This is a genomic window from Devosia sp. FJ2-5-3, from assembly GCF_029201545.1.
Classification (GTDB): domain Bacteria; phylum Pseudomonadota; class Alphaproteobacteria; order Rhizobiales; family Devosiaceae; genus Devosia.
This window is the reverse complement of the sequence record NZ_CP104007.1, coordinates 499,034-525,288: the sequence shown is the minus strand read 5'-3', so window position 1 is coordinate 525,288 and position 26,255 is coordinate 499,034. Positions and strand designations below refer to the sequence as shown.

General features: G+C 63.1%; 37 protein-coding genes. 17 read left to right on the top strand and 20 right to left on the bottom strand.

Annotation, left to right across the window (positions count from 1 at the left end):
- Window positions 1-88 precede the first annotated feature (88 nt).
- On the top strand, window positions 89-589 hold the full coding sequence (locus tag N0P34_RS02640; protein ID WP_275605481.1) for a disulfide bond formation protein B: 501 nt from the start codon (window positions 89-91) through the stop codon (window positions 587-589).
- On the opposite strand, the gene N0P34_RS02635 is transcribed toward N0P34_RS02640, so the two are convergent.
- From N0P34_RS02635 to N0P34_RS02615, 5 genes are all read right to left on the bottom strand, one after another.
- Entirely contained in the window at window positions 586-876 is a 291-nt protein-coding gene (locus tag N0P34_RS02635; RefSeq protein WP_275605480.1) for a type II toxin-antitoxin system RelE/ParE family toxin, read from the bottom strand. The two genes, N0P34_RS02640 and N0P34_RS02635, sit on opposite strands and share 4 nt — an antisense overlap.
- Window positions 876-1,139, bottom strand: a complete 264-nt coding sequence (locus tag N0P34_RS02630) for a type II toxin-antitoxin system ParD family antitoxin (RefSeq protein WP_275605479.1) — start codon at window positions 1,137-1,139, stop codon at window positions 876-878. Before N0P34_RS02630 ends, N0P34_RS02635 begins: the two co-directional genes overlap by 1 nt.
- A 62-nt stretch (window positions 1,140-1,201) precedes the next feature.
- On the bottom strand, window positions 1,202-1,759 hold the full coding sequence (locus N0P34_RS02625; protein WP_275605478.1) for an HNH endonuclease: 558 nt from the start codon (window positions 1,757-1,759) through the stop codon (window positions 1,202-1,204).
- A gap of 87 nt (window positions 1,760-1,846) precedes the next feature.
- Window positions 1,847-2,506 carry a prolyl oligopeptidase family serine peptidase gene (locus N0P34_RS02620; protein ID WP_275605477.1) on the bottom strand — a complete coding sequence of 220 codons (660 nt, stop codon included), beginning with the start codon at window positions 2,504-2,506 and terminating at the stop codon, window positions 1,847-1,849.
- Entirely contained in the window at window positions 2,503-3,150 is a 648-nt protein-coding gene (locus N0P34_RS02615; RefSeq protein ID WP_275605476.1) for a DNA-3-methyladenine glycosylase 2 family protein, read from the bottom strand. Before N0P34_RS02615 ends, N0P34_RS02620 begins: the two co-directional genes overlap by 4 nt.
- A gap of 28 nt (window positions 3,151-3,178) precedes the next feature.
- Between N0P34_RS02615 and gluQRS the strand changes: the two genes are divergently transcribed.
- Window positions 3,179-4,024 (top strand): tRNA glutamyl-Q(34) synthetase GluQRS, encoded by an 846-nt coding sequence (gene gluQRS, locus N0P34_RS02610; protein ID WP_275605475.1) that lies wholly within the window; start codon window positions 3,179-3,181, stop codon window positions 4,022-4,024.
- Between the two features lie 78 nt (window positions 4,025-4,102).
- Here the strand turns inward: gluQRS and lysA are convergent, their stop codons facing one another.
- Both lysA and argH read right to left on the bottom strand, forming a co-directional pair.
- Window positions 4,103-5,362: a diaminopimelate decarboxylase gene (gene lysA, locus N0P34_RS02605; RefSeq protein WP_275605474.1), complete on the bottom strand. Its 1,260-nt coding sequence runs from the start codon at window positions 5,360-5,362 to the stop codon at window positions 4,103-4,105.
- A gap of 158 nt (window positions 5,363-5,520) precedes the next feature.
- Window positions 5,521-6,969: an argininosuccinate lyase gene (argH, locus tag N0P34_RS02600; protein WP_275605473.1), complete on the bottom strand. Its 1,449-nt coding sequence runs from the start codon at window positions 6,967-6,969 to the stop codon at window positions 5,521-5,523.
- 22 nt (window positions 6,970-6,991) lie between these two features.
- On the opposite strand from argH, the gene N0P34_RS02595 reads away from it, so the two are divergent.
- Entirely contained in the window at window positions 6,992-7,654 is a 663-nt protein-coding gene (locus N0P34_RS02595) for a TlpA disulfide reductase family protein (RefSeq protein ID WP_275605472.1), read from the top strand.
- A gap of 299 nt (window positions 7,655-7,953) precedes the next feature.
- On the opposite strand, the gene N0P34_RS02590 is transcribed toward N0P34_RS02595, so the two are convergent.
- From N0P34_RS02590 to N0P34_RS02570, 5 genes are all read right to left on the bottom strand, one after another.
- Window positions 7,954-8,136 carry a putative motility protein gene (locus tag N0P34_RS02590; RefSeq protein WP_275605471.1) on the bottom strand — a complete coding sequence of 61 codons (183 nt, stop codon included), beginning with the start codon at window positions 8,134-8,136 and terminating at the stop codon, window positions 7,954-7,956.
- Window positions 8,137-8,204: 68 nt separating this feature from the next.
- Complete coding sequence (locus N0P34_RS02585) at window positions 8,205-8,888, bottom strand: rhomboid family intramembrane serine protease (protein WP_275605470.1); 684 nt, start codon at window positions 8,886-8,888, stop codon at window positions 8,205-8,207.
- Between the two features lie 32 nt (window positions 8,889-8,920).
- Window positions 8,921-9,514 carry a cob(I)yrinic acid a,c-diamide adenosyltransferase gene (locus N0P34_RS02580; protein ID WP_275605469.1) on the bottom strand — a complete coding sequence of 198 codons (594 nt, stop codon included), beginning with the start codon at window positions 9,512-9,514 and terminating at the stop codon, window positions 8,921-8,923.
- A gap of 45 nt (window positions 9,515-9,559) precedes the next feature.
- Window positions 9,560-9,766, bottom strand: a complete 207-nt coding sequence (locus N0P34_RS02575; RefSeq protein WP_275605468.1) for a twin transmembrane helix small protein — start codon at window positions 9,764-9,766, stop codon at window positions 9,560-9,562.
- Between the two features lie 5 nt (window positions 9,767-9,771).
- Window positions 9,772-10,686, bottom strand: coding sequence for a LysR family transcriptional regulator (locus tag N0P34_RS02570; protein ID WP_275605467.1), 915 nt, complete (start codon window positions 10,684-10,686; stop codon window positions 9,772-9,774).
- An 87-nt stretch (window positions 10,687-10,773) separates the two neighbouring features.
- Here N0P34_RS02570 and N0P34_RS02565 point away from each other — a divergent pair, with 87 nt between their 5' ends.
- Both N0P34_RS02565 and N0P34_RS02560 read left to right on the top strand, forming a co-directional pair.
- Window positions 10,774-11,145: a DUF4260 domain-containing protein gene (locus N0P34_RS02565; RefSeq protein WP_275605466.1), complete on the top strand. Its 372-nt coding sequence runs from the start codon at window positions 10,774-10,776 to the stop codon at window positions 11,143-11,145.
- Complete coding sequence (locus N0P34_RS02560) at window positions 11,142-12,098, top strand: NAD-dependent epimerase/dehydratase family protein (protein ID WP_275605465.1); 957 nt, start codon at window positions 11,142-11,144, stop codon at window positions 12,096-12,098. The genes N0P34_RS02565 and N0P34_RS02560 overlap by 4 nt, the downstream gene beginning before the upstream one ends.
- A gap of 6 nt (window positions 12,099-12,104) precedes the next feature.
- Here the strand turns inward: N0P34_RS02560 and N0P34_RS02555 are convergent, their stop codons facing one another.
- Window positions 12,105-12,515, bottom strand: coding sequence for a response regulator (locus N0P34_RS02555; protein WP_275605464.1), 411 nt, complete (start codon window positions 12,513-12,515; stop codon window positions 12,105-12,107).
- 78 nt (window positions 12,516-12,593) lie between these two features.
- Window positions 12,594-13,508 (bottom strand): zinc-ribbon domain-containing protein, encoded by a 915-nt coding sequence (locus tag N0P34_RS02550; protein WP_275605463.1) that lies wholly within the window; start codon window positions 13,506-13,508, stop codon window positions 12,594-12,596.
- Between the two features lie 214 nt (window positions 13,509-13,722).
- Here N0P34_RS02550 and ftsE point away from each other — a divergent pair, with 214 nt between their 5' ends.
- The 4 genes from ftsE (at window position 13,723) to N0P34_RS02530 (ending at window position 16,660) form a co-directional block, all read left to right on the top strand.
- Entirely contained in the window at window positions 13,723-14,385 is a 663-nt protein-coding gene (gene ftsE, locus N0P34_RS02545; protein ID WP_275605462.1) for a cell division ATP-binding protein FtsE, read from the top strand.
- Window positions 14,378-15,325, top strand: a complete 948-nt coding sequence (locus N0P34_RS02540) for an ABC transporter permease (protein ID WP_275605461.1) — start codon at window positions 14,378-14,380, stop codon at window positions 15,323-15,325. The genes ftsE and N0P34_RS02540 overlap by 8 nt, the downstream gene beginning before the upstream one ends.
- Window positions 15,326-15,397: 72 nt before the next feature.
- The gene (locus N0P34_RS02535; RefSeq protein WP_275605460.1) at window positions 15,398-16,216 is read left to right on the top strand and encodes a lysophospholipid acyltransferase family protein; all 819 of its coding nucleotides are present in this window, start codon (window positions 15,398-15,400) and stop codon (window positions 16,214-16,216) included.
- Between the two features lie 108 nt (window positions 16,217-16,324).
- Window positions 16,325-16,660 carry a hypothetical protein gene (locus N0P34_RS02530; RefSeq protein ID WP_275605459.1) on the top strand — a complete coding sequence of 112 codons (336 nt, stop codon included), beginning with the start codon at window positions 16,325-16,327 and terminating at the stop codon, window positions 16,658-16,660.
- Here the strand turns inward: N0P34_RS02530 and N0P34_RS02525 are convergent.
- Window positions 16,648-17,208, bottom strand: coding sequence for a gamma-glutamylcyclotransferase (locus N0P34_RS02525; protein WP_275605458.1), 561 nt, complete (start codon window positions 17,206-17,208; stop codon window positions 16,648-16,650). The genes N0P34_RS02530 and N0P34_RS02525 overlap by 13 nt on opposite strands.
- Window positions 17,209-17,322: 114 nt before the next feature.
- Between N0P34_RS02525 and N0P34_RS02520 the strand changes: the two genes are divergently transcribed.
- From N0P34_RS02520 to fumC, 3 genes are all read left to right on the top strand, one after another.
- Entirely contained in the window at window positions 17,323-18,294 is a 972-nt protein-coding gene (locus tag N0P34_RS02520) for a DUF2125 domain-containing protein (RefSeq protein ID WP_275605457.1), read from the top strand.
- A gap of 262 nt (window positions 18,295-18,556) precedes the next feature.
- Window positions 18,557-18,736 (top strand): 50S ribosomal protein L32, encoded by a 180-nt coding sequence (gene rpmF / locus N0P34_RS02515; protein WP_275605456.1) that lies wholly within the window; start codon window positions 18,557-18,559, stop codon window positions 18,734-18,736.
- A 127-nt stretch (window positions 18,737-18,863) separates the two neighbouring features.
- On the top strand, window positions 18,864-20,264 hold the full coding sequence (fumC, locus tag N0P34_RS02510) for a class II fumarate hydratase (protein WP_275605455.1): 1,401 nt from the start codon (window positions 18,864-18,866) through the stop codon (window positions 20,262-20,264).
- Between the two features lie 166 nt (window positions 20,265-20,430).
- Here fumC and N0P34_RS02505 read toward each other — a convergent pair whose 3' ends face one another.
- Window positions 20,431-20,910 carry a VOC family protein gene (locus N0P34_RS02505; RefSeq protein ID WP_275605454.1) on the bottom strand — a complete coding sequence of 160 codons (480 nt, stop codon included), beginning with the start codon at window positions 20,908-20,910 and terminating at the stop codon, window positions 20,431-20,433.
- A gap of 100 nt (window positions 20,911-21,010) precedes the next feature.
- Entirely contained in the window at window positions 21,011-21,523 is a 513-nt protein-coding gene (locus N0P34_RS02500; RefSeq protein WP_275605453.1) for an MgtC/SapB family protein, read from the bottom strand.
- A 248-nt stretch (window positions 21,524-21,771) separates the two neighbouring features.
- On the opposite strand from N0P34_RS02500, the gene N0P34_RS02495 reads away from it, so the two are divergent.
- The 3 genes from N0P34_RS02495 to N0P34_RS02485 are packed head-to-tail and all read left to right on the top strand — an operon-like array spanning window position 21,772 to window position 23,057.
- Window positions 21,772-22,128, top strand: a complete 357-nt coding sequence (locus N0P34_RS02495) for a metalloregulator ArsR/SmtB family transcription factor (protein ID WP_275605452.1) — start codon at window positions 21,772-21,774, stop codon at window positions 22,126-22,128.
- Window positions 22,125-22,607, top strand: coding sequence for an SRPBCC domain-containing protein (locus N0P34_RS02490; RefSeq protein ID WP_275605451.1), 483 nt, complete (start codon window positions 22,125-22,127; stop codon window positions 22,605-22,607). Before N0P34_RS02495 ends, N0P34_RS02490 begins: the two co-directional genes overlap by 4 nt.
- 45 nt (window positions 22,608-22,652) lie before the next feature.
- Window positions 22,653-23,057: a DoxX family protein gene (locus N0P34_RS02485; protein WP_275605450.1), complete on the top strand. Its 405-nt coding sequence runs from the start codon at window positions 22,653-22,655 to the stop codon at window positions 23,055-23,057.
- Between the two features lie 38 nt (window positions 23,058-23,095).
- Here the strand turns inward: N0P34_RS02485 and N0P34_RS02480 are convergent, their stop codons facing one another.
- Window positions 23,096-23,776, bottom strand: coding sequence for a hypothetical protein (locus N0P34_RS02480; RefSeq protein ID WP_275605449.1), 681 nt, complete (start codon window positions 23,774-23,776; stop codon window positions 23,096-23,098).
- Between the two features lie 78 nt (window positions 23,777-23,854).
- Here N0P34_RS02480 and N0P34_RS02475 point away from each other — a divergent pair, with 78 nt between their 5' ends.
- Together N0P34_RS02475 and N0P34_RS02470 are read left to right on the top strand one after the other, a co-directional pair.
- The gene (locus N0P34_RS02475; protein ID WP_275605448.1) at window positions 23,855-24,331 is read left to right on the top strand and encodes a hypothetical protein; all 477 of its coding nucleotides are present in this window, start codon (window positions 23,855-23,857) and stop codon (window positions 24,329-24,331) included.
- A 113-nt stretch (window positions 24,332-24,444) separates the two neighbouring features.
- A complete protein-coding gene (locus N0P34_RS02470; RefSeq protein WP_275605447.1) occupies window positions 24,445-24,894 on the top strand; it encodes a hypothetical protein in 450 nt (149 codons plus the stop codon).
- Window positions 24,895-24,933: 39 nt separating this feature from the next.
- Here N0P34_RS02470 and N0P34_RS02465 read toward each other — a convergent pair whose 3' ends face one another.
- Window positions 24,934-25,185 carry a hypothetical protein gene (locus N0P34_RS02465; protein WP_275605446.1) on the bottom strand — a complete coding sequence of 84 codons (252 nt, stop codon included), beginning with the start codon at window positions 25,183-25,185 and terminating at the stop codon, window positions 24,934-24,936.
- A 209-nt stretch (window positions 25,186-25,394) separates the two neighbouring features.
- Window positions 25,395-26,162 (bottom strand): hydroxyacylglutathione hydrolase, encoded by a 768-nt coding sequence (gene gloB, locus N0P34_RS02460; protein ID WP_275605445.1) that lies wholly within the window; start codon window positions 26,160-26,162, stop codon window positions 25,395-25,397.
- Window positions 26,163-26,255 lie beyond the last annotated feature (93 nt).

Genomic DNA, 26,255 nt, shown 5'->3' with positions numbered 1-26,255 from the left:
GGAGTTTTCGTAATCACGAGCACGTGCCCATCTGGCTTTTGCCTTAGAGCAAGGCTAAGGGCGAAGCAGCGTCACACTGAGGCCGATCATGGCAGCCACTCTCCGTCCCCTTGATAAACTCGCGTCCGGCCTGGCATTTCTGCTGGGTCTGGCAACAATCCTGGGGGCCCTCGCCTCCCAATATATTGGCGGGCTCTACCCCTGCGAGCTCTGCCTCGAGCAACGCATGGCCTATTATATCGGCCTGCCGATCCTTCTGGGGGTCCTGGTCCTGTGGAACCGGCTGCCCCTGGCGCTCTGGTTCGCATTGATGGCGATCGCCACCGCAATCTTTGCCTGGGGCACCTATATGGCGAGCTACCACGCCGGGGTTGAATGGGGTTTTTGGCCCGGTCCCACCGCCTGCACCGGCGTTGGCGAGAGCTTCAGCTTCGACCAGCTCAACAGCATGACCCCCGTCATCGGCTGCGACGTCGTGCAGTTCCGCTTCCTCGGCCTGTCGCTGGCCGGCTACAACGCGCTGATCTCGCTTGCCATCGTTGTCCTCCTCGCCTTCGCCATGGTCTTCCAGGCCCGCCGGAAGGGCTAGTCGATCAGCGCGTCGAGATCGCGTGCCGACGAGACAATCCGGACGATAAACACGGCTTCCGATCCGACGGTGTAGATGATCGAATAGTTTCCATAGGGCCTGCGGCGCAGTTCGCGATCCGCGTATCGATTGAGGACGGCGAACCGCTCCGGCTGATCGGCGAGCTCCTGGCACGCCAGCATCAGTTCGTCGGCAAAACTACTGGCCCTAAGCGAATTGTCCTGGGCGATATAGCGAACAATCTCAAACAAATCTTGCTTGGCGTCACGCGAGAAGCGCAAACGCATCACGACGCCTTCTTCTGTGCCAGCTCCGCGACCAGCAATCTCAACTCGGCAAAAACCTCTTCCGCCGGGATCGTCCTGCCAGCATCAATATCGTCAAGTCCGGCCTGGATCATCGCATCCATCTCGCGCAGCCGCGCCTCGCGCTCCTGCACCAGCCTCACGCCTTCGCGCAGGACTTCGCTCTTGGAATTGTAGCGCCCGTTCTCGACCAGATCGTTCACGACCTTTTCGAGCACCTGTCCCAGATCAGCGCTGATCGCCATGACAAATCTCCTATGACCGGCCCAAGCCAATAATAGTTATTAACGCCGCGACCAACAAGCCCTCAGGGCTCGAGCTCGATGTCCCAGTAGAGATAGTCGAGCCAGCTTTTGTGCAGATGGTTGGGCGGGAAGGCCCGGCCGTTATTGTGGAGATCATAAACCGTCGGCGCGTAGGGCGTCTGGTGCGGGAACATTTTGATCTCGCGCGGCAGCCGGTTGGCCTTCTTGAGATTGCACGGCGCGCAGGCCGCCACCACGTTCTCCCACGTCGTCAGGCCGCCCTTGGAGCGGGGAATGACGTGATCGAACGTCAGATCATCCCGCGACCCGCAATATTGGCACTGGAAGCGATCGCGGAGGAATACATTGAAGCGGGTGAAGGCCGGATGGCGAGCGGGCGTAACATAATCCTTGAGCGCCACGACGCTCGGGAGCCGCATCTCGAAGCTGGGCGAATGCACCACAGTGTCGTAGAGCGAGACGATATTGACCCGCTCCAGGCACACCGCCTTGATCGCGTCCTGCCACGACCATAACGAGAGTGGGTAATAGCTGAGAGGCCGGAAATCGGCGTTCAGCACGAGGGCGGGACAGGCCTCTGGCGACACATGTATGGTCACGAGAGTCTCCCGAAACGGGAAGCAAATAGGTCCATAGCTCGCTTATACTATGCCCTTTGTGTCAGGGCTGTGAAGCGGCTTTGTTAACTATTTCGCGGCTTGGTCGGCCAGGAATTGGGTCGCAAAACCAAGGCCATCGGGGGCGATGCCGTGCCCGACACCGCGGCTGACGTGATAGGCCACATCAACGCCGGCAGCTTTCAGTTCCGCGGCCGCTTCGGCGCTGCGCGCGGGCTCTACGACATCATCCATGTCGCCGTGCACGAGGCAAACCGGCGTGCCATTGGTGGCGCCGGGGCCAAAGCCCTCCGGGGCCAGAAACGCCCCGGAAAAACCGACAACGCCCATCAAACGCTGCGGAAGGGCCATGCCCACATGCAGCGCCATCATCGCGCCCTGGCTGAACCCCACCAGGACGGTCCTCTCCGGCTTGATGCCGGTCTGGGTCCAGAGGTCGTTGAGGAACTCTTCCAGCACCGGCCGAGCCTTCAGCACGCCAGTCTGGCGGCTGGCCAGCCGATCCCCACCAAAATCGATGGCGAACCACTGGAACCCGGCTCCGATCATCCCGGCCGGCTCGGGCGCATGGGGCGAAACGAAGATCGCGCCCGGCAACGCATCCTGCCAGTGTGGCGCGAGCCCGATCAGATCATTGCCGTCGCTGCCATAGCCATGCAGCAGCACCACCGCACTGTCCGGCGCTTCGCCATTGGTCGGTGCCAGCATGGGGCCTGAAAGCTTGGTCACAGCAGAATTCCTTCCCGGTCGCGCAGGGCGGCAAAATAGCGCCAGAACAGAAGCGCCGCCGCCGAACGGTGCGGCGCCCATTCGGCCGCGAGCGCGATCATCTCCTTGATCGTCGGCCGCGCGTCAAGCCCGAGCCCGTGATGCGCCGCCTTGAGCAGCGCCAGATCACCGGCGGGAAACACATCCGGATGCGCGGCGCAAAACAGCAGGTAAACCTCTGCCGTCCAGGGCCCGATGCCCTTGAGCGCGGTCAGCGCCGCAATCGCCTCCTCGGCCGGCAGGGCATCGACGGTGGCAAAATCCAGCGCTCCGGACACCACCGCCTCGGCCACGCCGCGCATGGTGACGAATTTTCCGCGCGAGAAGCCGATCCCGCGGACTTCCTCTTCGCTCAGCGCCAGATAGCCTTCTGGCGCGGTGGCGCCGGGTAGTTTTTCGAATCGCCCCCAGATTGCCGCCGCGCTCTGCACGGACAGCTGCTGCCCGCAGACAACCTTGGCCAGCCCCGCAAATCCGGTGGGATTGACGCGGGGTGAAACCACTCCGACCCTGTCCCGCATCGGCAGGAGGAGCGGCACCCGCTCGACAAGGGCGTCGAGATGCCAGGCCACGCCGTCTTCCGTGTCGATGCGCGGTGACGACACTGGTCCTGCAATGCTAGGGGATAAAATTATGTCCAAACCGCTTCTCCGTTTCGCCCCAAGCCCCAATGGCCGCCTGCATCTCGGCCATGCCTTGTCCGCGCTCATTACCTGGCGCGCCGCCGACCTTTTGGGGGGCACTGCGCATTTACGCATCGAGGACATCGACACCAACCGGTGTAAACCCGAATTTACCGCAGCCATCTTCGAGGATCTGCATTGGCTGGGCCTTTCCTGGCCCGAGCCGGTCATGCACCAGTCGGACCGGTTCGAGATCTATATGGACGCGGCCAATCGGCTACGCGCCATGGATCTGCTCTATCCCTGCTTTTGCAGCCGCACCGACATCGCCGCCCATGCGAGCGAACCCGATCCCGAAGGCGCGCCGCTTTATCCGGGGACCTGCCGGCACCTGTCCAATGCCGAGCGTATCGAGCGGCTCGAGCGCGGCGATCCCGTCCAGTTCCGCCTCGATGTCGAGGCCGCGCTGGAGATGACCCGTTCGCTCTCCTTTTCGGTAATCGGCCCGACAATTCTGGATCGACCGCAAATCCGCTATGCCCGGCCGCAGCGTTGGGGCGATGTGGTGCTGCAGAGGAAAGACATTCCGACGAGCTACCATTTGAGCGTCGTCATTGACGATGCGGCGCAAGGTGTCACCCATGTCACGCGCGGCCGCGACATGGAGGCCGCGACCGATATTCATGTGCTCTTGCAGATGCTCTTGGGCCTGCCCACGCCCTATTATCACTTCCACCGCCTGCTGCTCGATGACAGCGGCCAGAAGCTGAGCAAGTCAAAGGGCTCGCAAACTCTCGCCGACCTGCGCGCCCAGGGTGCCACCGCCGAGCAGGTTCGCCGGCAGCTCGGGTTTTAGCCCCGCCCCGCACACGCGATCGGTTCCTCCCCCTATCAGAGGGAGGTTAGGTGGGGGTTTTCGGTGATCAGGAAGCGCTCAAACCCAGTCTGGCACACTATCCAGCGCCAGCAATTCCTCGATGCTCTTGCGCGGGCGGATGACGTGCCAGCGGTCGCCATCCACCAGCACTTCTGGAATCAGCGGACGCGAATTGTAGGTGGACGCCATCACCGCCCCATAAGCGCCGGCGCTCATCACGGCCAGCAGATCCCCTTCCTTGACCCCGGCAATGGTGCGTCCCTTGGCCAGGTAGTCGCCCGTCTCGCAGACCGGGCCGACAATGTCGCCCGTGATCGGCGGCAGGTTCGACGGATTGACCGGCTGGATCTCGTGATGGGCCTCATAGAGCGTGGGGCGGATGAGATCGTTCATCGCCGCATCGACGATGATGAAATTGCTCTGCCCCTCCTTCACATATTCCACCTTGGTGACGAGAATGCCGGCATTGCCCACGAGCAGGCGTCCCGGCTCGATCACCAGCGAGCAACCCAGCTGGCCGACCCTGTCGCGCACGACGGCGGCATAGGCTTCCGGATGGGGCGGCGCTTCTTCGTCGACATTGTAGGGGATGCCGAGACCGCCCCCGATATCGACGTGATGAATGGTGTGCCCATCCGCCCGCAGCGCCGTCACCAGTTCGGCCATCAGCCCGAAGGCATTGCCGAACGGCTCGAGATCGGTGATCTGACTGCCGATATGCATATCGACGCCCACCGCCTCGATATTGGGCAATTGTGCGATCCGGGCATAAACCTCACGGGCGCGCTTATAGGAAATGCCGAACTTGTTCTCGCTCTTGCCGGTCGATATCTTGGCATGGGTGCGCGCATCGACATCGGGATTGATGCGCACCGAGACTTTCGCGGTCAGTCCCAGATCGGAAGCGACCATGGAGAGGCGCTCCAGCTCCGGCTCGCTCTCGACGTTGAAGCACTTGATCCCCGCCTGGAGCCCCTGCCGCATTTCAGCAACGGTCTTGGCCACACCCGAGAACACGATCTTCTCGGCCGGAATGCCAGCCGCCAGTGCCCGCTGTAGCTCGCCGCCCGAAACCACGTCGGCGCCACAGCCTTCCGAGGCCATGAGCTTGAGCACGGCCTGATTGGAATTGGCCTTCATCGCATAGGCCATCAGCATCGGAATGCCATCGAAGGCCTGGCGCACCACCCGCACATGGCGGCGCAGCGTAGCGCTGGAATAGACGTAAAACGGCGTCCCCACCTTCTCGGCGAGTTCGTTGACATTGACGTCCTCGGCAAAAAGCACGCCGTCGCGATGGTTGAAATGGTGGACCAATTTTTCGCCCCTGATTGGCCCAGCGCCCCAGATATCACCCGGCAAAGGCCGGGCCGATCCCGAGTAGAAGGGGCCGCGTTAAATCTATTTGCGGGCCGCCGCAAAAGCGGCAGCCCCGTTCTCAATGGCTCTAGCGCTCGAATTGAGCGGCAAACGCCCTATTCGATCCCGCCATCGCCATGGCCACCATGCTTCTTGCCCTTGAGGGCACGCGGCTCGTGAGCCTCGCCGGTGAGCAGGCTTTTCCAGCGCGCCGCCTGTGCAAACACATTGGCCGGCGCCGTACCGCCATAGGATTTTCGCGCCGCGACCGAGGCTTCGACGGTGAGAACCTTGTGAATGCGGCTGTCGATGCGCTCGTCGATGGTCTTGAAATCCTCGATCGTGAGGCCTTCGAGCCCGCAATTCTTGGCTTCGGCCAGCGCCACGACCTGCCCGGTAATATGGTGGGCGTCGCGGAACGGAATGTTGAGCTCACGCACCAGCCAGTCGGCCACGTCGGTGGCCGTCGAAAAGCCTGCGGAAGCCGACGCATGCATTTTTTCGCGGTTCGGAGCCATGTCGGCGACCATGCCGGTCATGGCCGCGAGCGAGAGGGACAGGGCGTCGAGGGCGTCGAAGGCGACTTCCTTGTCTTCCTGCATATCCTTGGAATAGGCGAGCGGCAGCCCCTTCATCACCACGAGCAGCGAGGTCAGCGCCCCCAGGATCCGCCCGATCTTGGCGCGGACCAGCTCGGCAGCGTCCGGATTGCGTTTTTGCGGCATGATCGACGAGCCGGTGGTGAACTTGTCCGAAAGCTTGATGAAGCCGAACTGGGCGCTCGACCAGATCACCATTTCCTCGGCAAGGCGGCTGAGATGCATGGCGCAGATCGAGGCGGCAGCAAGCGTCTCGAGGATGAAATCGCGATCCGATACCGCATCGAGCGAATTGGCGGTCGGCCGGTCAAAGCCCAGCGCCTCGGCCGTCATCTCGCGATTGATCGGATAGGGCGTGCCGGCGAGCGCGGCCGAGCCCAGCGGGTTTTCGTTGAGCCGCTTGCGCGCATCGACGAGGCGGCCGGCATCGCGGCCCAGCATTTCGACATAGGCGAGCAGATGATGGCCAAAGGTCACCGGCTGGGCGTTCTGCAAATGGGTAAAGCCGGGCAGGATCGTCTCGGCTTCCTCCTCGGCACGGGTCACGAGGCCAAGCTGCAGCGTTTCGATCTGGGTCACCAGCGTGTCGATGGTGTCGCGCACATAGAGGCGGAAATCGGTGGCCACCTGGTCGTTGCGCGAGCGCGCCGTATGCAGGCGCCCGGCAGCGTCGCCGATCTTTTCGCGCAGCCGGCTTTCCACATTCATATGAATGTCTTCCAGGGCCCGCGAGAATGTGAACGTGCCGTTCTCGATTTCGGAGAGCACCTCGTCTAGACCGGCGAGGATGGCGTCGCGGTCCTCTCGCGTCAAAATGCCCGTGGCTTCGAGCATTGTCGCATGGGCCTTCGATCCGGCAATATCCTGGCGGTAGAGGCGCTGATCAAATCCGATCGAAGCGTTGATCTCTTCCATGATGGCGTCGGGGCCGGTAGCGAAGCGTCCGCCCCACATCTTGTTGCTCATCGGATACCTTTCGGAGAAGTCCATGTCGAAACCCAGCACCACCCAATCAGCCGGTCGGAACAATATGCCGTTCGTCCTGGGGCTGGGTCTGGCCGGAATGGGCGTAGCTATAGCGGCGTGGTTTTATCTCGGCAATGCCGCCTCCGCCAACTCCTGCCCCGCCAATGTCGCAGCAGCCCAGATCGTCGATGCCGCGGCGGTAGGCGAACTGGCCGCGCTCAACGGGACGGGACAGGGCCGTGGCTATGCCGACATGGCGTTCAAGGACGAGACCGGCAAAGAGATGACTCTGGCCGATTTCTCCGGAAAATCGTTGCTGGTCAATTTCTGGGCCAGCTGGTGTGTCCCCTGCCGCGAGGAAATGCCGGCGCTCGACGAGATCGCCACCGATTACAATTCGGATCAATTCCAGGTGGTGCCGATCAACCTCGATATCGGCGAAGGCGGCCTCGCCAAGGCGCAGGAATTTCTGGACGAGGGTCAGTTCAAGAATTTGCCGCTCTATGCCGACAACACGTTCGCCGCCTTCGACAGGCTCAAGCGCGAAGCCGTGGCGGTGGGCCTGCCGGCAACCCTGCTGCTCGATCCCGAAGGCTGCGAACTTGCCGTGCTGCAGGGCCCGGCCGAATGGCACAGCAAGGACGGTCGCGCCGTCATCGAGGCACTGATCGGGTTGCGGGGATAGTTTGGGCGGGCACTTTTTGGCCGAGCACACCGGCCAAGTCCCCTCGCCCCACCGGGGAGAGGGTTGGAGCGTTTCCAGGAAAAGTGGACACCACTTTTCCGGTTCGGAAACGCGACAAAACAAGGACTTAGAGTGATTTCATCGCGTCAACGACGCGGTGAAATGCTCTAGGGTGAGGGGCTTACCGCCGGCCAGAGGCACAATCGCTCCAGTGGAAAGATTCCGGGAGACAAGGCCATGAGCGCTAAGCGCCAATGGCTGCGCCCTCAGACACGCCCCTGGGCGAAAGACCGAAAAACTCAAGCAGTCTTGTCCACATTGCCGCCCTGTCCGGGCGGCAACACCGCCTGGGCGGGCTGCAGCAGCATGTCGAGCAGCTGCGTCTGCATGTCGTGGGCCTTCTTGACCACCGCCAATTGTACGGAATGCTGCGTCATGTTCGAGCGCGCAGCAATAAGGGTCGAAGCGAGATCGGCTTCCATCGGCTATTGGTCCCAACGCAATACTAACTGCGATGAGCCTAGCCGATCGAGGGTAAACAAACCCCCTTCTATCGCCCACCCAGCAAGGGCACGCCCCGCCGCCGCAACACCGTGGCCAGCCCAATCCCGGCCACGAATCCCCCCACATGCGCCCACCACGCCACCGGCTCGTTCGATCCGATGAGGGCATAGAAAAGCTGGCTGGCCACCCAGAAGCCAAGCATCCAGAAGGCCGGCACCGGCAGCGGGATGAACCAGACGATTTTCGCCAGCACGAACACCCGCACATGGGGAAACAGCAGGATATAGGCGCCCATCACCCCGGCGACCGCGCCCGAGGCGCCGATCAGCGGCCCATTGCCGTCGAAATTAAACACCAGATGCGCCAGCGCCGCCAGAACGGCACAGGCGAGGTAAAACAGCAGAAACCGAAAATGCCCCAGCGCATCCTCGATATTGTCCCCGAACACCCAGAGGAACAGCATATTGCTCAGAAGGTGCAGCCAGTCTGCATGGAGGAAGGCGTAGGTGATCAAAGTCGCCCAGTCCGGCAGCCAGGGCAGCGGCTGGGGATAGAGATCCCGCACCACGATGGGGATCATGCCGAATTCGATCGTCGCCCGCTCGAAGCCGGACGGGGGCAGCAGGGACTGGATGAGGAAGACCAGTAACGTGATCCCGATCAACCCATAGGTCACATAGGGAAAATCGACATGACGGTGCGGGTTCAGATCATGCAGGGGCAGGAACAATTCGGCCTCTCCTCACGGGGGCCGAAAGGTGCTCAGCCTTTGTTGACGTCACCATAATTGCCCGGCACCCACAAGACGTCCTTTTCGCCATTGGCATTGGCGACGCGTCCGAGCACGAAGAGCAGATCCGACAGCCGGTTGAGATAGCGCAGGGCTTCCTTGCTCGTGTCCGGCTCCACCTCGACCAGCGCCGAAACCAGGCGCTCGGCCCGCCGCGTAACCGTGCGCGCGATATGAAGCGCCGCCGACAGCGCCGTGCCGCCGGGCAGGATGAAGCTCGTCAGCGGCTTGATGTCGGCGTTGAAATGATCGATCTGCTTTTCGAGCCAGTCGGTCTGCACTGCCCGCACCCGCAGCGAGGGGTATTCGGCGTCAGGCGTATCGGCCCCGGGCGTCGCCAGATCCGAGCCGACATCGAAAAGATCGTTCTGAACACGCGACAGCACATTGTCCACCTTGGGCATGGTGGTGCTGGCCAGCCGCGCATTGCCGATGAAGGCATTGGCCTCTTCTACCGTGCCATAGGCTTCAATGCGCAGATCGTGCTTGGTGCGGCGTGGCCCGCGCACCAGCCCGGTGGTGCCATCGTCTCCCGTCCGCGTGTAGATCTTGTTGATTTTGACCATTGAGCACGAGCGCCTTGACGAGAATGACGGGGGTGGGGAACGGCTTTAGCTGCCGCCGCCACCATTACCGAAAAAGAACAGCGCCCCCATCAGGAAGATCAGGGCGATGCCCTGCCCGATGACGCGCAGTCTCATGAGTTTCTGGCTGGTATTGCCCGGCCCGCCCTTGAGCATGTTCCAAAGTCCCATGCCGAGCACGATGACGACGAACAAAAGGGCGAGGGCAATGGCGATGTTGAGAAGTGTTTGCATAGCGCCTAACGACTCCCGGAGGAGGTTGAACTGTTCTTGATATAGTCGCTCAGTCCCGCCGCGACAGCATCATAGATGGCACGAATCCGATGCGAGGTGAACAACTCCCTGTGCGTGGTCAGCCATAGCGGCAGGGGCGGCACCTTGAGCGCGATCGGAAGCACCACCAGCCCGGGGGTCGCGCGGGCCAGATTTTCCTGCCCGAACCCGATGCCGAGCCCGGCGCGCACCAATTCCCACAAATGAGTCTGGCTGTCCGAACGCAGCGGAAAATTGTCCCGGCCGATGGCGAAGCCGAGGCTGCGGGCATGGGCGATAATGGCGTCCGAGCGGTCGAACCCGATGAGGTCATGGGTCCATAATTCCGCAAGACTGGTCGGCCGGCCGCGGCGCGCCAGATAGCGCTCATGGGCCACCGCCACCATGGCAATATCGCCGATATGGCGTGTCACGAGCTCCAATTGCGTCGGTCGGAACATGCGCAGGGCAATATCGGCTTCGCGCATGAGCAGGTTCTCGGCCGAATCGGAGGGGACGATTTCAAGCGCGATGGAGGGATGGAGCGCCCGCACGCTGACCAATACGCCCGGCAGCACATAATTTGAAATCATGGCGCTGGCCGTCAGCCGCACCGTGCCGCCCATGGCCTGCTGCGCCCCCTGGGCCAGGATCGTCGCTTCGGCCAACGCCGCCTGTGCGGTCTTGACCGGCTCATAAAGCCGCAGCGCCTCCTCATTGGGCTTGAGCCCGGCGAGCGTCCGGTCAAAGAGGGCTAGGCCGAGCTGGCCTTCGAGCGTCTCGATATGGCGTCCGACCGTCGGCTGGCTGAGACCCAGCGCCCGCGCCGCGCCCGAGAGCGAGCCCTGCTCCACGACCCCCGCAAAGCTGCGCCACAGCGCCCAATCCGGCTCCCCATTCATATTTGAATACCCGACACCTGAATTCAGTCAATCGCCATACGCATCTGTAGCGTCGATTATAGGCTTCAGCAATCAAGGGGAACAAAAATGCAATACGCAGTCACCTCGCAGCGCATTGAGGGCGCACTGGTCTTTCTGGCGGGGCTCGCCCTGTTCTGGCACGCCGATTCAGGCCTCCAATGGTGGGCGGCTCTGCTGGTCTTCTTCAGTCCCGACCTCACCTTCCTCGGCTATCTCCTCGGGCCGCGATACGGCGCCGCCTTCTACAATGGCGCGCACATCTATGCCCTCGGCATCGTCCTTCTGGCCCTCGGGATCGCGATCTCCATGCCGCCCCTGGTCGGCGTCGGGGCGCTGGTCCTTGCCCATTCCGGCTTCGACCGCATGCTCGGCTATGGCCTCAAATCTCCCGACAGCTTTTCCATCACCCATCTCGGTCGCATCGGACAGGTAAGATGACCTCATTCTCAGACAGATCCAAAGTCACTATTCTCGGCAGTAACGGTCATCTCGGTCACGCCGCCATGGTCGCTTTCGCCGCGGCGGGCTGGTCCGTCACCGGCCTTGGCCGCGCCAATCGCAAGCCCGTCCCCGGCACGACATTCATCGCCGGCGACGCCAATGACCTCGCCATTGTCCGGCGCGCCATCGCCGATGCCGATGTCGTGGTCCATGGCCTGCACCTGCGCTATGACCAATGGGGCAATGGCCGGGCCGAGGCCCAGCTGCAGGTCGTGCTCGACGCCATGGCCGGCACGGGCAAGACCCTCATTTTCCCAGGCACCATCTACAATTATCGGGCCGCCGACCGCACCATCTCGCCCGCGCTCCGACAGGAGGGCGAACAGCCCCGCGGCACGATCCGCATCCGGCTCGAAACCATGCTCGCCGAGGCGGCGGAAAAAGCCGGCTTCCAAATCCTCATCCTGCGCGCGGGCGATTTCTACGGCGGCGGCAATGCCGACGACTGGTACGGCCAGGCCATGCTGATGCATCTCGCCCGCGATCGCGTCTATCACCTCGGCGCGCTCGATCTGCGCCATTCATGGGCCTATCTGCCCGATCTCGGTCGGGCTTTCGTCACCCTCGCCGAGAAGCGGCAGGCGCTGGGCAAGTTCAAAAACTTCCATTTTGCCGGCCACTGGATTTCCCACCGCCAGATCATGGCGGCCATAGAGGCGGGCCTCGGTCGGCGGCTTTCGGTGAGGCCCTTCCCGTGGTGGATGATCCGCGCTGCGGGCCTCGTCAACCCGGTGATGCGCGATCTCTTCCGCATGCGCTATCTGTGGGACAACGAGATGGAGCTGGTCGATCCGCGGCTCGATGCCATGCTCGGACCCGACGCTACCACGCCTTTCGAGCAGGCCGTGGCGGAGACCGTGCACGCCCTGGCGACCGCCAGGGCAGCGTGACCGGCGCTAGTGCTCCAGCCCCTTGCGGGCAATCGAGACAACTTCCACCGGCCGCCCCTCGAGCGCGTCCTCAACCTTGGCCAGGAGGTCGGCCAGGGTGAACGGCTTGGTGATCACGTCATAGATCAGCGCGTCTAGCCCATGGGCCCGCTCGCGCTGGTCGGCAAAGCCGGTCATCAGCACGATGGTGATCTCGGGATAGGCAGCGCCCACATGCAGGGCCAGCGCGATCCCGTCCATCACCGGCATCTTGATGTCGGACAGCATGAGGTCGAACCGGCCGTTTTCCGCATCCGCGGTTTCGGCCGCCAGGCCACCATCTTCTTCGGCCACGACCTCATGGCCCTTCATCGTCAGCGCAGTGACCACGAAGGCGCGAACCGACGGATCGTCTTCTGCAACAAGAATGCGGGCCATGGGGTCTCCTGAAAAAATGCGTGCGTCCCGCAGGCCGCAAAATCATGCCATCATGCGGCCCGCATGGGCCACCAAAACTCAGTGCGCTGGAATTTGCGGCTGCGAGGAAACGGCCGGAGCGTGTTGGGGAGCCGCGCTGTCCTCGCGCGGACCGGCCTGGTTGGGTTCGTTGGCAGAACCACGCGCGGCCCGGCCATTGGTAAAGCTGAGGCGCACCCGCACCGCCTCACTCGGCGGCAGCGACAGGCGTGTATCGAACGTCGCCCGCTCCCCCGCCATCAGGTCGCGCACGCGCGGCGAGACGATCCACTCATAGACCGTGCGATCCTCGGCATCGAGCAGGCTCACCAATACGGGCGGCACGGCCACCGGGTCGGACATCATCCCCACGATCTGGGCCGAAACGGCGAGCGCTTCCTTGCCCTCGGCAACGCTGCGGCTCGATTGCAATTGCGCCAGGTCCAGCCCCACCACATTGACCCCCAGCCCCACGGCTGAATAGAGCCCCGCCAGGTCCGGATAGCGCTCCACGATCTGCACCCGGCCGAAAAAGCCGAGACCCACTATGCAGGCCAGGAGCCCGCCGGCCACGATCCGCGCCGTCCGGCGCATGCGCGCCATGGGCAGGCTCGAGAACATGGCGGTCTGGCGCCGCGAAAAGGCCTGCTGGCGCTTGCGCAACTCGGCCGCGTCGGCGGTCTTTTTCTTTTTTTCCGGTTCCTGGGCTCTTTCGGCCAATCTGCGGGCGCGCCGCTCCTCGGCCTCCTGCTGTGCCGCTTCGCGCTGTTCGGCCTGCAGCGCCTCGTCGAGCGCATCTTCGGCGATTTCCTCGAACAGCTGATCCGATTCGGGCTCTGGCGAGACCATCGGCGCAGGCGGCCGCTGCTGCCAGGATTGCTGACAGCTGGCGCACTGCACCTTGCGCCCTACCGAGCCGATGGCTTCGTAGGTCACCTGATATTTCGTCTGGCAATTGGGGCAGGTGATAATCATTGGATCGGAGAAACAGGTCCCGTTAACAGGCCCCAACCCTATCCCCGGTCCGGTTAATACTCCTCAAACCGACCCCACGATCACAATTGTGCCGCTTTCCCCCGTCCAAAGCGGCAGGCCGATGCCGCGATGGCGGCCCGTCGCTGCTATGATGGGCGCCACCTGATTCGCGCACGGCGCCAACACCACCGGACAAGCTGGGGAGCACCCGTCCTTGATCGAATTTTCCGACGTGGGCCTGCGTTACGGCAATGGCCCGGAGATCCTGAGGGACCTGTCCTTTTCCATCGAGCCCGGCTCGTTCCACTTCCTCACCGGCCCGTCCGGCTCGGGCAAGACCAGCCTGCTGCGCCTGTTGCTGCTGTCGCTGAAGCCCAGCCGCGGCAATGTCACCATGTTCGGCGAGGATGTCGGCCAGCTCACCCATGACCAGCTCCTGCAGATGCGCCGCCATATCGGCATCGTCTTCCAGGAATTTCGCCTTCTCGATCATCTGACCACTTTCGAAAATGTGGCGCTGCCCCTGCGCGTCCTTGGCCAGCCGGAGAGCGAATACCGGCCCAATGTCACCGAGCTGCTCGAATGGGTTGGCCTCGGCGAGCGCATGCACGCCCTGCCCACGGTTCTCTCCGGCGGTGAAAAGCAGCGCGCCGCCATTGCCCGCGCCGTCATCGCCCGCCCCAAAGTGCTGCTCGCCGACGAGCCTACCGGCAATGTCGATCCCGATCTGTCGAGCCGGCTGGTCCATCTCTTTGCCGAGCTCAATCGCACCCTGGGCATGACCATCATTCTGGCCACGCATGAACTGCCCCTGCTCGATCGCTTCCCCTATCCGCGCATGGTGCTCAACAAGGGGGAGTTGACCATTCATGACTAAGACCCTGCTGTCGCGACTGCCCCATTGGCTGCCCATCCCGCGTCGCAGCGGCGGCGCCCCCATCGTCCCCGAAAAAAGCGTCGCCGGCCGCACGCTCCTGCTGCTCATCACCATTATGAGCTTTTTGTCCGCCGTTACCCTGGGCGGCGTCGTGCTTGTCCAGAAATCGGCCATCGCCTGGTCGGCCGATGTCGGGCGCGAACTCACCATCCAGCTGCGCCCCGTCGAAGGCGAGGTGATGGAAAGCAATCTGCGCACCGCCGTTTCCCTCGCCCAGGCCACGCCCGGCGTTTCGGGCGCGCGCGCCCTCACCATCGAGGAGAGCCAGGCCCTGCTCCAGCCCTGGCTCGGCGCCGGCCTCGACCTTTCCGTCATTGCCATCCCGCGCCTTGTCGTCGTGCAACTGGCCGATCCGGTCGATGCCGATATCGCTTCGCTGGAGCGCAATCTGGGCGCCATCAAGGGAGCCAGCCTCGATACCCACGCCGCCTGGCGCCAGCAGCTCAACACCATGGCCGGCACGGTCGTCTTGTCCGGCCTGCTCGTCCTCGGGCTGATCGGAGTGGCCACCGTCCTCGCCATCGTCTTCGCCACGCGCGGCGCCATGGCCTCGAACCGCGAAATCGTCGACGTGCTGCACTTCATTGGCGCCTCCAACAAATTCATTGCCGGCGAGTTCCAGGGGCGGTTCCTGTCCATTGGCCTGCAGGGCGGGCTTTTGGGCGCAGTATTGGCAACGCTTTTCTTTGCGGCCATCGGCGCGGCCGCCGGCAGCGTCCTGCCCCACGAGGCGACGGCCCAGATGGGCGTGCTCTTCGGCCAGTTCGTGCTCGGGGTGGATGGCATGATCCTCACCGCCCTCGTCGTGCCGGTGATCGCCGTCCTCACCGCAATCACCTCGCGCGTTACCGTTCGGCGCTATCTCAGCGAAGCCTCCTGAGCCCTCCCCGCTCTCGCCAAGCCGAAATGCTGAGGCTATGAAAAGGGGCGCCCCAGGGTGTCGGGAGGATATATGACCATCAAGACGGCTATCCAGGCGATACGGACCGCCCTTTTCTACCTGGTCTTTATCGGGCAGACGGCGATCATCGCCATCATCATCGGAACGATCGGCCTCGTGGCGGGCCGCACCCGCCTCAGCTGGCATCTGGCGCGCTATTGGTGCGCCTCCAATATCGCCTTCCTGCGCACCATAGCCGGGGTCGGCACCGAAGTGACAGGTGTCGAGAACATCCCGGAGGGCGGCTGCATCATCGCGGCCAAGCACCAGTCCGATTGGGACGTCTTTGCCATCTTCCCCCACACTGGCCGGCCCGCCTATATCGTCAAGAAGGAGCTGATGCGCATCCCCTTCTTCGGCTGGGCCGCCCGTTCGCTCGACTGCATCGAGGTTGACCGGCAGCGGGGCTCGGAAGCCATCCCCCTGATGATGGCGCAGGCCCACAGCGCCATCGAGCGCGGTTGCCGCATCGTCATCTTCCCCGAGGGCACGCGCAAGGCCGCCCTCGCCCCACCGGACTACCGGCAGGGGATCGTCCGGCTCTATCGCGAACTGAACGTGCCGGTCGTGCCTGTGGCGCTCAATTCAGGCCTTTTCTGGGGACGCAACTCCCCCGTGATCTGGCCCGGAAAAGCCAAGGCGCGCTTCCTGCCGCCGATCCAGCCCGGCCTTGCTCCCGACATATTCCTTCTCCAATTGCGCGCTGCGATCGAAGAGAGCACTGACGAATTAGTGCTCGAAGCGGTGGAACAAGGACTCGATCGCCCCGTTGATCCCGGCCTCGCCGAGCGCATTCAGGCGCTCAAGGATCGCCAGACTACTAAATATTGACATAAATTGTATGAGACACCATACATCTAGTGCGCTAGCGAAGTTGTCTTGACTGATTCGCTTTTCCGTTCCACTTTTGTTCCGCTCCATCAAAGGAGGAACAGCCCGATGCCAAATAGCGACGCCCATTCCGCCGACCACGCCACGAGCTGGCAAGGCGTTTCCGGCCGCCTCTATGGCATCGTGTCGGAAAGCCTCGACGGCTTTACGCTTCGGGAAAATCATCTCTACCTGATCGCTGGCGCCAAGGCGGTGCTGTGGGTGGGATCGACAGCCGAACTTGTCGCCGATCCGCTCAGCCGTACCCGGTTCCGCCGCGCCCTTGGCGAGGCGCAGAGCATCATCCGCCTCACGGCCCCGACCGAAGAGGGCGAGCGGCTTTCGACCATTGTTGATCTTGAAGGCGGCGGCCCCGCTGCTTCGGCCTCGGCTCAGGCGGCCTGACCTTCGGCCGCCTTTTCTCCCAACTGCGCCACCAGTTGATCGAGCATGCGATCGCGAATGCCCAATAGTTGCAGATGCCGGGCCGTATTGACCACATAGTCGACATTGCGCCCGGAGATCCCTACCCCTGCCAGCACCATCTCTGCCTGCTGCTCGAGGCTGAGCGCCCCGGCAAACTGCGCGTGCCGTTCATCCACCAGAAAGGCCAGCGCGGATACCCTTCGGCCGTCATCGAGCCGAACCGGCCGCATCACGTCGCGATAGACCGAGGTCACCTGCTCACGCTCTTCGAGATAGGCCCGTACCGCCGGCCAGTCAGCCGCCGCCACCTCGAAAACCATGCCGCGGCACGAGCCGCCCCGCGTCAGTCCGAACACGAGCCCCGGCCGCTCCTGGGTGCCGCGATGATGGTGCGAAATGATCGAGAGCGAGCGATGCGCGCCACGCAGCAATCCCAATTGCGCGCTTGTGTGCACAAAGCCCGGATTCCAGATCAGCGATCCGTATCCAAACACCCAATGAGACTGGTTTTCGGTAAAGTCCTGCATCACAAATCCATGCCAGCCTGGTCCTGGCCCAACGGGCGCCTGCCAGTTTGCGCCCGAACCGCTGCGTCAAGCAATCCGCTTTTGCCCCGGCGTCCGCAAAGATAGAAGAGAACGATGAAGAAGCGAATCATTATTCTGGGCTCGATCGTCCTCCTCCTCGTCATCGCCTGGACGGCAGGCTGGTATTTTGTCACCGGCCAGATCCGCCAGCAGGTCGAGGCCCTCGCCTTTGCCGATGGCGAAACCAGTCCCCAGCTCACCTGTGCCACACTGGGCATGGGCGGCTATCCCTTCAATATCGACATTGATTGCACCGACGCCGTGATCGTTTCGGGCGATGTCATGGTCGAAATCCCCGAAGTGCGCGCCAGCGCGGTCGTGTACCGCCCCACCCATCTGATTGCGTCGGCGCGCGGTGCCGCCGAGATTTCGGACGCCTTCACCGGCCAGCGCTCCGCCCTGTCCTGGGATGGTCTCGAAGCCAGCCTGCGGGTCGACAATTGGCGCATTGCCCGCCTGTCCATCGTCGGCACCAATGTGAGCTGGAACGATTTGCTCTTCGGCGATGCGCTGATCGCTCGCGCCGGCACTGTGGAAATGCATCTGCTCGACATCCCCGAGCGCCACGACGCCCAAGAGGGCCTGGCCGATCTTGCCCTCTACGCCCGCACCACCGCCCTCGATTTCCCCGGCGCCGCAGTCCAGGCCGCCGATATCGAGCTTGAGAGCGAAATCACCCGCCTCCCGGACGATCTGCGCGACATCGACACCGCAACCCTGCTGCCGACATGGCAGCGCGCCGGCGGCCGGCTCGACGCCATCGCGCTGCGCTCCAAGGACGCAGGCTCCGATCTCGAAGCCAATGGCAACCTCATGCTCGACGAGGCCGGCCTGCTCAATGGCCAGATCGACATCACCTCCCATGGCGTTGCCGAGCGCATCGGCCCGATGATCGAGGAGCCCTGGCGCACCCTCGTGCTCGGCGTTCCCGGCAATGATGGGCGCCACGTCAATCAGGTCAATTTCCGCGCCGGGACAGTCTCTTCCGGCCTCGTCCCCCTCGGCGCCATCCCGCCTCTGTTCTAGGCCAAGGATCGCCCTGGGCAAGGGTGGCAAGCCACCAAAGGTCATCCCCCTCCTCCCGCGCGAATTGGGGGATGACCGGCACGACGGAGCCGGCCGCCGGAAAAAGGCGCAGCGCCTGTCGCGCTCATCGCAAATCCCGCACTGACTCGTGTTGCCAAAACCCGGCAAGTCATCTATAGACCGCGCCAATCCCCCATCAGAGACGAGATCTCTGAGCCGTCTCGCGGCGGCGGAAAATAATTGAATTCGGAAGGACCGGACCATGGCAGTTCCAAAACGCAAGACCTCGCCGATGAAGCGCGGCTTCCGTCGCTCGGCTGACGCTCTCGCAAACCCCACATATGTGGAAGACAAGGATTCGGGCGAGCTGCGCCGTCCGCACCACGTCGATCTCAAGACCGGCATGTATCGCGGCCGTCAGATTCTCGCCGTCAAGAAGTAAGCCCCGGGGCTTGCGGCGCTGATGCGCTCGAATTGAAAATTTCGCGGCCGATCCTGCACAAGGGTCGGCCGTTTTGTTTTACCCTCCCCCCGCCAAAAGAAGCGGCAGCAGCTTTGGAGAGCCAGGCATGACCACGCGCGTTGAATCGGACACCATGGGCACCATCAATGTGCCGACCGACAAATATTACGGCGCGCAGACGGCCCGCAGCCTGATGAACTTCGACATCGGCGGGGAAAAGATGCCCACCGAGATCGTCCGCGCCTTCGGCATTCTCAAGAAGGCCGCAGCCCTCGCCAATACCAAGCTCGGCCTCATGGACGAAGCTACCCGCGACCTCATCGTCGCCGCCGCCGACGAAGTGATTGCCGGCAAGCTCGCCGATCATTTCCCGCTGGTCGTCTGGCAGACAGGTTCGGGCACCCAGTCCAACATGAACGTCAACGAGGTCATCTCCAACCGCGCCATCGAGATGGCCGGCGGCACCATGGGTTCGAAAAAGCCCGTGCACCCCAATGACCACGTCAATATGAGCCAGTCCTCCAACGACACCTACCCGACCGCCATGCACATCGCGGCCGTGGAAGCGGTGGAAAACTATCTCTACGAACGCGTTGGCCTCCTACGCGACACGCTGGCCGCGAAGTCGGAAGAATTCATGGATGTGGTCAAGATCGGCCGCACCCATCTCCAGGACGCGACCCCGCTGACCCTGGGCCAGGAAATCTCCGGCTGGGTGGCTCAGATCGACTACGCGCTGGCCGCCATCAAGGCCAGTATGCCCCAGCTCAAGGAACTGGCCCTCGGCGGCACCGCCGTCGGCACGGGCCTTAATGCCCATCCCGACTATGCCGTGGCCGTGGCCAAGGAAATCGCCGACCTCACCGGCCATGACTTCGTCACCGGCCCCAACAAGTTCGCCCTGCTCGCCGGCCACGACGCCTTCGTCGGCACCTCGGGCGCACTGAAGCAACTCGCCGTAGCTTTCATGAAGATCGCCAATGACGTGCGCTGGCTCGCTTCCGGCCCGCGTTCGGGCCTCGGTGAAATCACCATTCCCGAGAACGAGCCCGGCTCTTCGATCATGCCCGGCAAGGTCAATCCGACCCAGTCCGAGGCCATGACCATGGTCGTCGCCCAGGTGATGGGCAATGACGCCGCCATCGGCTTTGCCGCGTCCCAGGGCAATTTCGAGCTCAACGTCTTCAAGCCCGTCATCGCCTATAATTTCCTGCAGTCCGTCCGCCTCCTCGCCGACGCGGCCAAGTCGTTCAACGACAATTGCGCCATCGGCATCCAGCCGGACCACAAGCGCATCAAGCAGCTGGTCGACCAGTCGCTCATGCTGGTCACCGCGCTCAACCGCAAGATCGGCTACGACAACGCCGCCAAGATCGCCAAGACCGCCCACAAGAACGGCTCGACGCTGCGCGAGACGGCAATCGAGCTGGGCCTGCTCACCGGCGAAGAATTCGACGCCGAGGTCAAGCCCGAACAGATGGTCGGCCCGCTCAACCTCAAGAAGTAGTTTGTGCTCAGACGGAGCGCATGACTGATGCTGTCGTAAAACACCTCCCCCCGGGGAGGTGTTTTCACATGTGCCGTCGTCTGAAGGGCCTATCGGCTCTAGCGCCTCCCTCCCCCTTGTGGGGAGGGATTGAGGGTGGGGGCTTCGCCCGGCAAAAACCCTGCCGCTACCCCCGCCGCGCAGCCTCGATCGCTGCGACATCGATTTTCTTCATATTCATCATCGCCTCGAAGGCCCGCTTGGCCTCCGCGCCGCCCGCCGCCATGGCTTCGGACAGGGCGCGCGGCGTGATCTGCCAGGAAATGCCCCATTTGTCCCGGCACCAGCCACACATGCTCTCCTGCCCGCCATTGCCCACAATGGCGTCCCAATAGCGGTCGGTCTCTTCCTGGCTGTCTGTCGTCACCTGCATTGAAAAGGCTTCGGTGTGCTTGAAAGCCGGGCCGCCATTGAGCCCGATGCAGGGTATGCCCATGACCGAAAACTCGACGGTCAGCACGTCCCCTTCCTTGCCCGAGGGATTGTCGCTGGGAGCCCGGCTGACCTTGCCCACATGGGTGTCGGGGAAGGTCTGGGCGTAGAAGCGGGCGGCCTCCTCAGCCTCCTTGTCATACCAGATGCAGACGATGTTCTTGGCCTGTTGCATGAATTCCTCCACTGCGCTGCCCGGTCCATCGCGTCCGGGCTTCGTCTACATGACGATCCAGCACGCCCCGATTGAACACCCCTCGAAGGGATTGGGCAAATCACCTGCTCTCATCCTCAGCCATGGCGGCTCCCGGAAGCTTCTTCTTCGCCGCCCCGATGACCGACAGCGTGATCAGCACCAATACACACGCCATCACCGCGAGCCCGATCTTGCCGATGCCACAGGCCAGCCCGATCGCGCCGGCCATCCACATGCCCGCCCCCGTCGTCAGTCCCATGACCTTGCCACCGGAAACGAGGATCGAACCGGCTGCCAGGAACGCCACGCCGGAGGTGACCGAGCTGATGAGTCGCAGCGGATCCGCCGAGTGCTCGCCCTCGATATCGGCGGAAAATTCGATGATCTCGAAGGCCAGCAGCGCAAAGAGGCACGCCCCCATCGAGATCAGGATATGGGTCCTCAGCCCCGCACTGCGGGAATTGGCCTCCCGCTCGAGCCCGATCAATCCACCCAGCACAACCGCCAGGATCAGCCGCGCTGCCGCCACCAGCGGCGGCGTCGCCTCGAACGAGGTCGCCACATCATTCCACACATCGACAAACGGGTTCATCCGGCTCTCCTGGTCATCACCTCTGGGGAACACCCCCGTGAAGACGAGGGTTCCGTCAGGCCCGGCCTGACGAGAGCTCTGTCGGGCCCGGCCGGCGAGCGCAGCCGCCAACGCTCCTGACGAAGTCCAGGAGCTTTCGCGCTCCACCCTCAGAACCCAAGGCATCAACGGCGATCGCGGCAAACACCGCACTTGCTTATATAACCGATTTGCTATATATTGTTCTTATTCTATAACGGATGTGCGATATGTCTGACCTCGATCGATCCTTTGCCGCCCTTGCAGATCCGACGAGACGCGCGCTCATCGAGAGGCTCGCCCAAGGCGAGGCCTCCGTCCAGGATCTGGCGCGTCCTTTTTCCATCAGCCAGCCGGCGATCAGTCGGCATCTCAAAGTGCTGGAAGAGGCCGGGCTGGTCCAGACCCGCATCGATGGCACCGCCCGCCCCCGCAGCCTCAACCCCGCCGCCGTCGCCGAACTGTGGGACTGGTTGGGCCGCTACCGTGCCCTGTGGGAGGCACAGTTCCAAAAACTCGATGCCGTACTAGATGCGCTCCCCGAGGATGACGGGAGTGCCGGGGACGCAGAAAGGAGCCAGGAATGAACAAGCAATTGGACATCGCCCCTTTGCAGGTGAGCCAGGTCGGCGAGACCGATATTATCGTCCGCCGCAGTTTTTCTCATGCGCCGGCCCGCGTCTGGCGCGCCATGACCGACCCGACGCTGATCCCGCAATGGATGGCCTCGAAGGACACCATGACCCGCTGCGAGATGGATCTGCGCCCCGGCGGCAGCTTTCACTACGAGTGGTCCGGCCCCGAGGGCGTCCTGTTCTTCTTTTCCGGGCCGATCATCGCCGTCGACGCGCCCCGGCACATGACCCATGTCGAATATTTCAACGGCGACGAAACTTCGGGCACGACGATCACCACCGATCTCGTCGCCCATGAGGGCGGCACGCGCATGACCATGGTGATGCGCTATGCCGACGCCGCTGCTCGCGCCGCTGCCATCGAGATGGGCATGACCGACGGTTTTGAAATCGTCTATGACAGCCTCGAGGCCTTGCTCTCAAATAGCTGATGCCGCACAATAAATACCGGCACGACAGCCAAAGGAAACAGCGCGATGAATTTTGCCAGGATAGCCTATTGGATCAGCACGGCTCTGTTGTGCCTGATCTATGCCTCCGGCGCGGTGATGTATCTGCTCCAGCGCCCGCTCATCGAAGAGGGTTTCGCCCATTTCGGCTATCCCGCCTATCTGGTGACCGTGCTGATCGTGGCCAAAATCGCCGCGCCACTCGCCATTCTCAGCCGCGTCTCGGTCCGCCTGAGCGACCTGGCTTATGCCGGCATCCTGTTCCACCTGCTGCTGGCCGCGTCTGCCCATCTCAATGTCGGTGATGGCGGCTACTTCCCTGCCCTGCTGGGCCTTGTCCTCGCGGCGATCTCCTTTCTCACCCAGAACGCCGCCCGCAGGAAACCCTCGCCCAATGTGCCGTCACTCCCGGGGGCCGCGGTTCAGGGCTGAGAGTAGGGCGGGCGCCGGCGATGGCGGCGCCCAATTGCTCATGCAGGCCAGATGGTGAGAAGAAGCGCAATCAGGGTCAGAACCTGCAGCGGTGCGAGTTCGGCCCCCGGCTGACTGAGAGGCGGCCAGCCGCTCGACCAGCGCCCCCGCATTCTCCGGGAAAACAGCCGCAACAGCATATGGCCGGAAAGGCCCGCCAGGGCGCCCACACCGGGATCGGCAAACCAGAGCGCGCCGGTCGCCGCGAGGACGAACATCGTCGCGCCGATTTCAACCGGCCGCAGCGCCCATATCCATTTGCCTGGCCTGATCTCGGCGTGGCAGCAGCCCGCAAGGGCGCAACTCACCTTGACGGCGAGATAGGCAAAGTTGATGGCGAGCGCGTAGCCGAGCAGCAGTCGCGCAGGGTCATGGCCGATCGCCATCAAACCCAAGGCGCCAAGAGTGCAGGCGATGGCGGATGCCGCAGTGGCGCCGGACCACGAAGCGGGCGCGGCCACGAGCGCGCGCATCCATACGGCGCGGATGATCCGATAGCCGGTGCCCCCGACAAAAAAAACACCGAAGACCAGGCCCGCCAGAATGGCCGCCGGCAGGTCGATTCCGGCCGCGTCGCTGGTCACGACCAAGCCGAAGATTGCCGAAGAGCCTATGGCTGCCAGTGCGCGCAGGCCGAAAATCACCCATGCCGTTGACGGGCTGCGGAAAGGCTTGGTCATGAATGGATTGCCAAAATTTGTGATATGACAGTGCTTTATATTCATGTATCCCCGCGGGCAACCGCAAGGAATGACACCATGAATAACGACAATGCAAAAGCCAGCCCGGTCCCCACCGGAGCCAAACTGCTCGCAATCCTTGCCATCGGCGCGGCCGGAGGCGGTTGCTTCCTGTCGGAGCCGGGCGAAACCATATTGAACCTTCCCGAGGAAAGCTTGCGGCTGATGGCCGAGACCGAGACGGAGGCTGAGTCACGATCGCCGAGCATCGAGGGGAGCGCCCCGGTCGTTGACAATGGCAGCGGGACAGGCGCCGGGACCGGCACGGACCCAGTACCGGAACCGGAAGCCGAGCCGGTAACCGAAACTGAAACTCAACCTGGTCCCGGGACTGGCACCGTGACCCCGCCGGATCCCGACACTGGCACTGGCACTGGCACCGGAACGGACACAGGGGCTGGAACGGGCGCTGGCGGCGGCGGCAATGGTGGCGGCGGCAACAACGGCAGCCAGCAGGGTTCCCAGGACCAGGGCAACCAGCAGCAACAGCAATAGGTCGATACCACCTCAACCCGCAGGGGCCGGACTGCAGCAACCCGCTCTGGCCCCTCCCCTTCCGCCCGCCAAATTCCTCTGGCATGGTGAGGCTCCATTCGGAGAGTTCGAGCATGACCGAGACCGTGATCCTGCCCAGCCGTCCTGCCCCACGGCGCAGCAACGGCTTCATCGTGCCCCTGCTGGTGGTGCCGCTGGTGCTCTATAATCTCGTGGTATTTCTGTTCTTTGGCGGCAATCCCGCCAATTGGGCCTTTGGCATGTTCTCGCTGCCCATGCCTTCGGGCATGCCATGGGCCATTACCGCCGGCGATCTGCTGCTGGTGGTCGGCATCGTGCTCTTGTTTTTCGAAGTGCTGAAGTCCACCGGCACGGCGCGCAATTCCATCATCGAGCACATGCTCTCAATGGTGGTCTTTGTGGTCTTCCTGGTGGAATTCCTGCTCGTCGGCGCCGCCTCGAGCTCGGTGTTTTTTCTTCTGATGGTAATGAGCCTGATCGACGTGGTCGCCGGCTTTACAGTGTCCATCACCAGCGCCAGCCGCGACGTGTCGATGAATTGAGCCGTTCCCGGTCGCCTCTCCGGCGACCAGGACCTGCCCTCAGGCCACGATCATCTTTCGAAAACCCTGCGGCATCCGGCGCTGGGTGATTCGCCCACCCTGTGCATAGGCGCCGAGTGCCCGGTCGAGGCTCGCCATCCGACGATCGCGCTGCGGCGGCAGCCGATCACGCGCCGCGAGCAATTGGCTGACAAATGCCGCGCTGGGTGCGGTGCGCACCAGCGAAGGCCGCTCCAGCGTGATGGTCAGCGGCACGGGCATTCCTGGACGATCTGTTTCGAAGTCGGGCATTCCTGGGCTCGCCTGTCCTGTTTTGGCTCGACCGTCCCGCTTTGGAACACTCGAACCATCCCTATGCCCCTTAAGGAGCAAGGCGCGTGCCAGATGTTAACATTCTGTTAACGAAATGCGACCCCAAAGTTACAAAATCGGCACCACGCCAGGACCAACGCGGCCCTTGCATCGTGGTTGCCGATTGTCAGTGATTCGTCTGGCGGACCTCAGAAATTATCCTTGCCCTTGCGGATGGCGCCGAACACCTCTCCGGCATCTTTGCCCTCGAGCCCGTAAAAGCGAGCCAGCTCCGGAGCATCGGCTCGCAGGAACGGATTGGCCTTTTTATCTTCGCCCAGATTGAACGGAATGGTCGGCTTGCCCTCGGCGCGCAATGCGCCCACCTCGGCCGCCCGGGCCTGCAGCGCAGTATTGTCAGGGTCGATGCTCAGGGCAAATTTGGCATTGGATTCAGTGTATTCGTGCCCGCAATAGACCATGGTTTCATCCGGCAGTTCGCGCAGGCGCCGGACCCCTTCCCACATCGGGCCAGGGGTTCCCTCGAACATCCGCCCCACGCCGAGCGAGAACAGTGCATCGGCCGAGAACAGTCGCTGTCCCACCGCATCGTGAAAAACGATATGGCCCAGCGTATGGCCCGGGGCGGCCATCACCGCAAACTCGGTGTCCCCAATTCGAACCCTGTCGCCATCCCCCACCAGCTCATCGAGGCCCTCGATCTTGTCTGCCTCCGCCCGGGGCCCGACCACCCGCGCACCGAACGCCGCCTTGAGTTCGGCAATGGCCTCGACATGATCGACGTGATGGTGGGTGATCAGGATATCGGTCAGCGTCCAGCCGCGGCGCTGCAGGGCGTTGCGAATGGCTGCGGCCTCGGGCGCATCGATGGCAGCGGTGCGTCCGCTGGCCTCGTCATGCACCAGATAGCCATAATTGTCGCTGCGCGCGGGAAACACATCCACGATCGAGGCCATAACCAAACTCCTGTCTTTCAAACTCATTTTTCGATTGGCCAGAAGCTAGGCAACCGTCTCGGCGAAAACAACCTCCCATTGGACAAGCCCCGC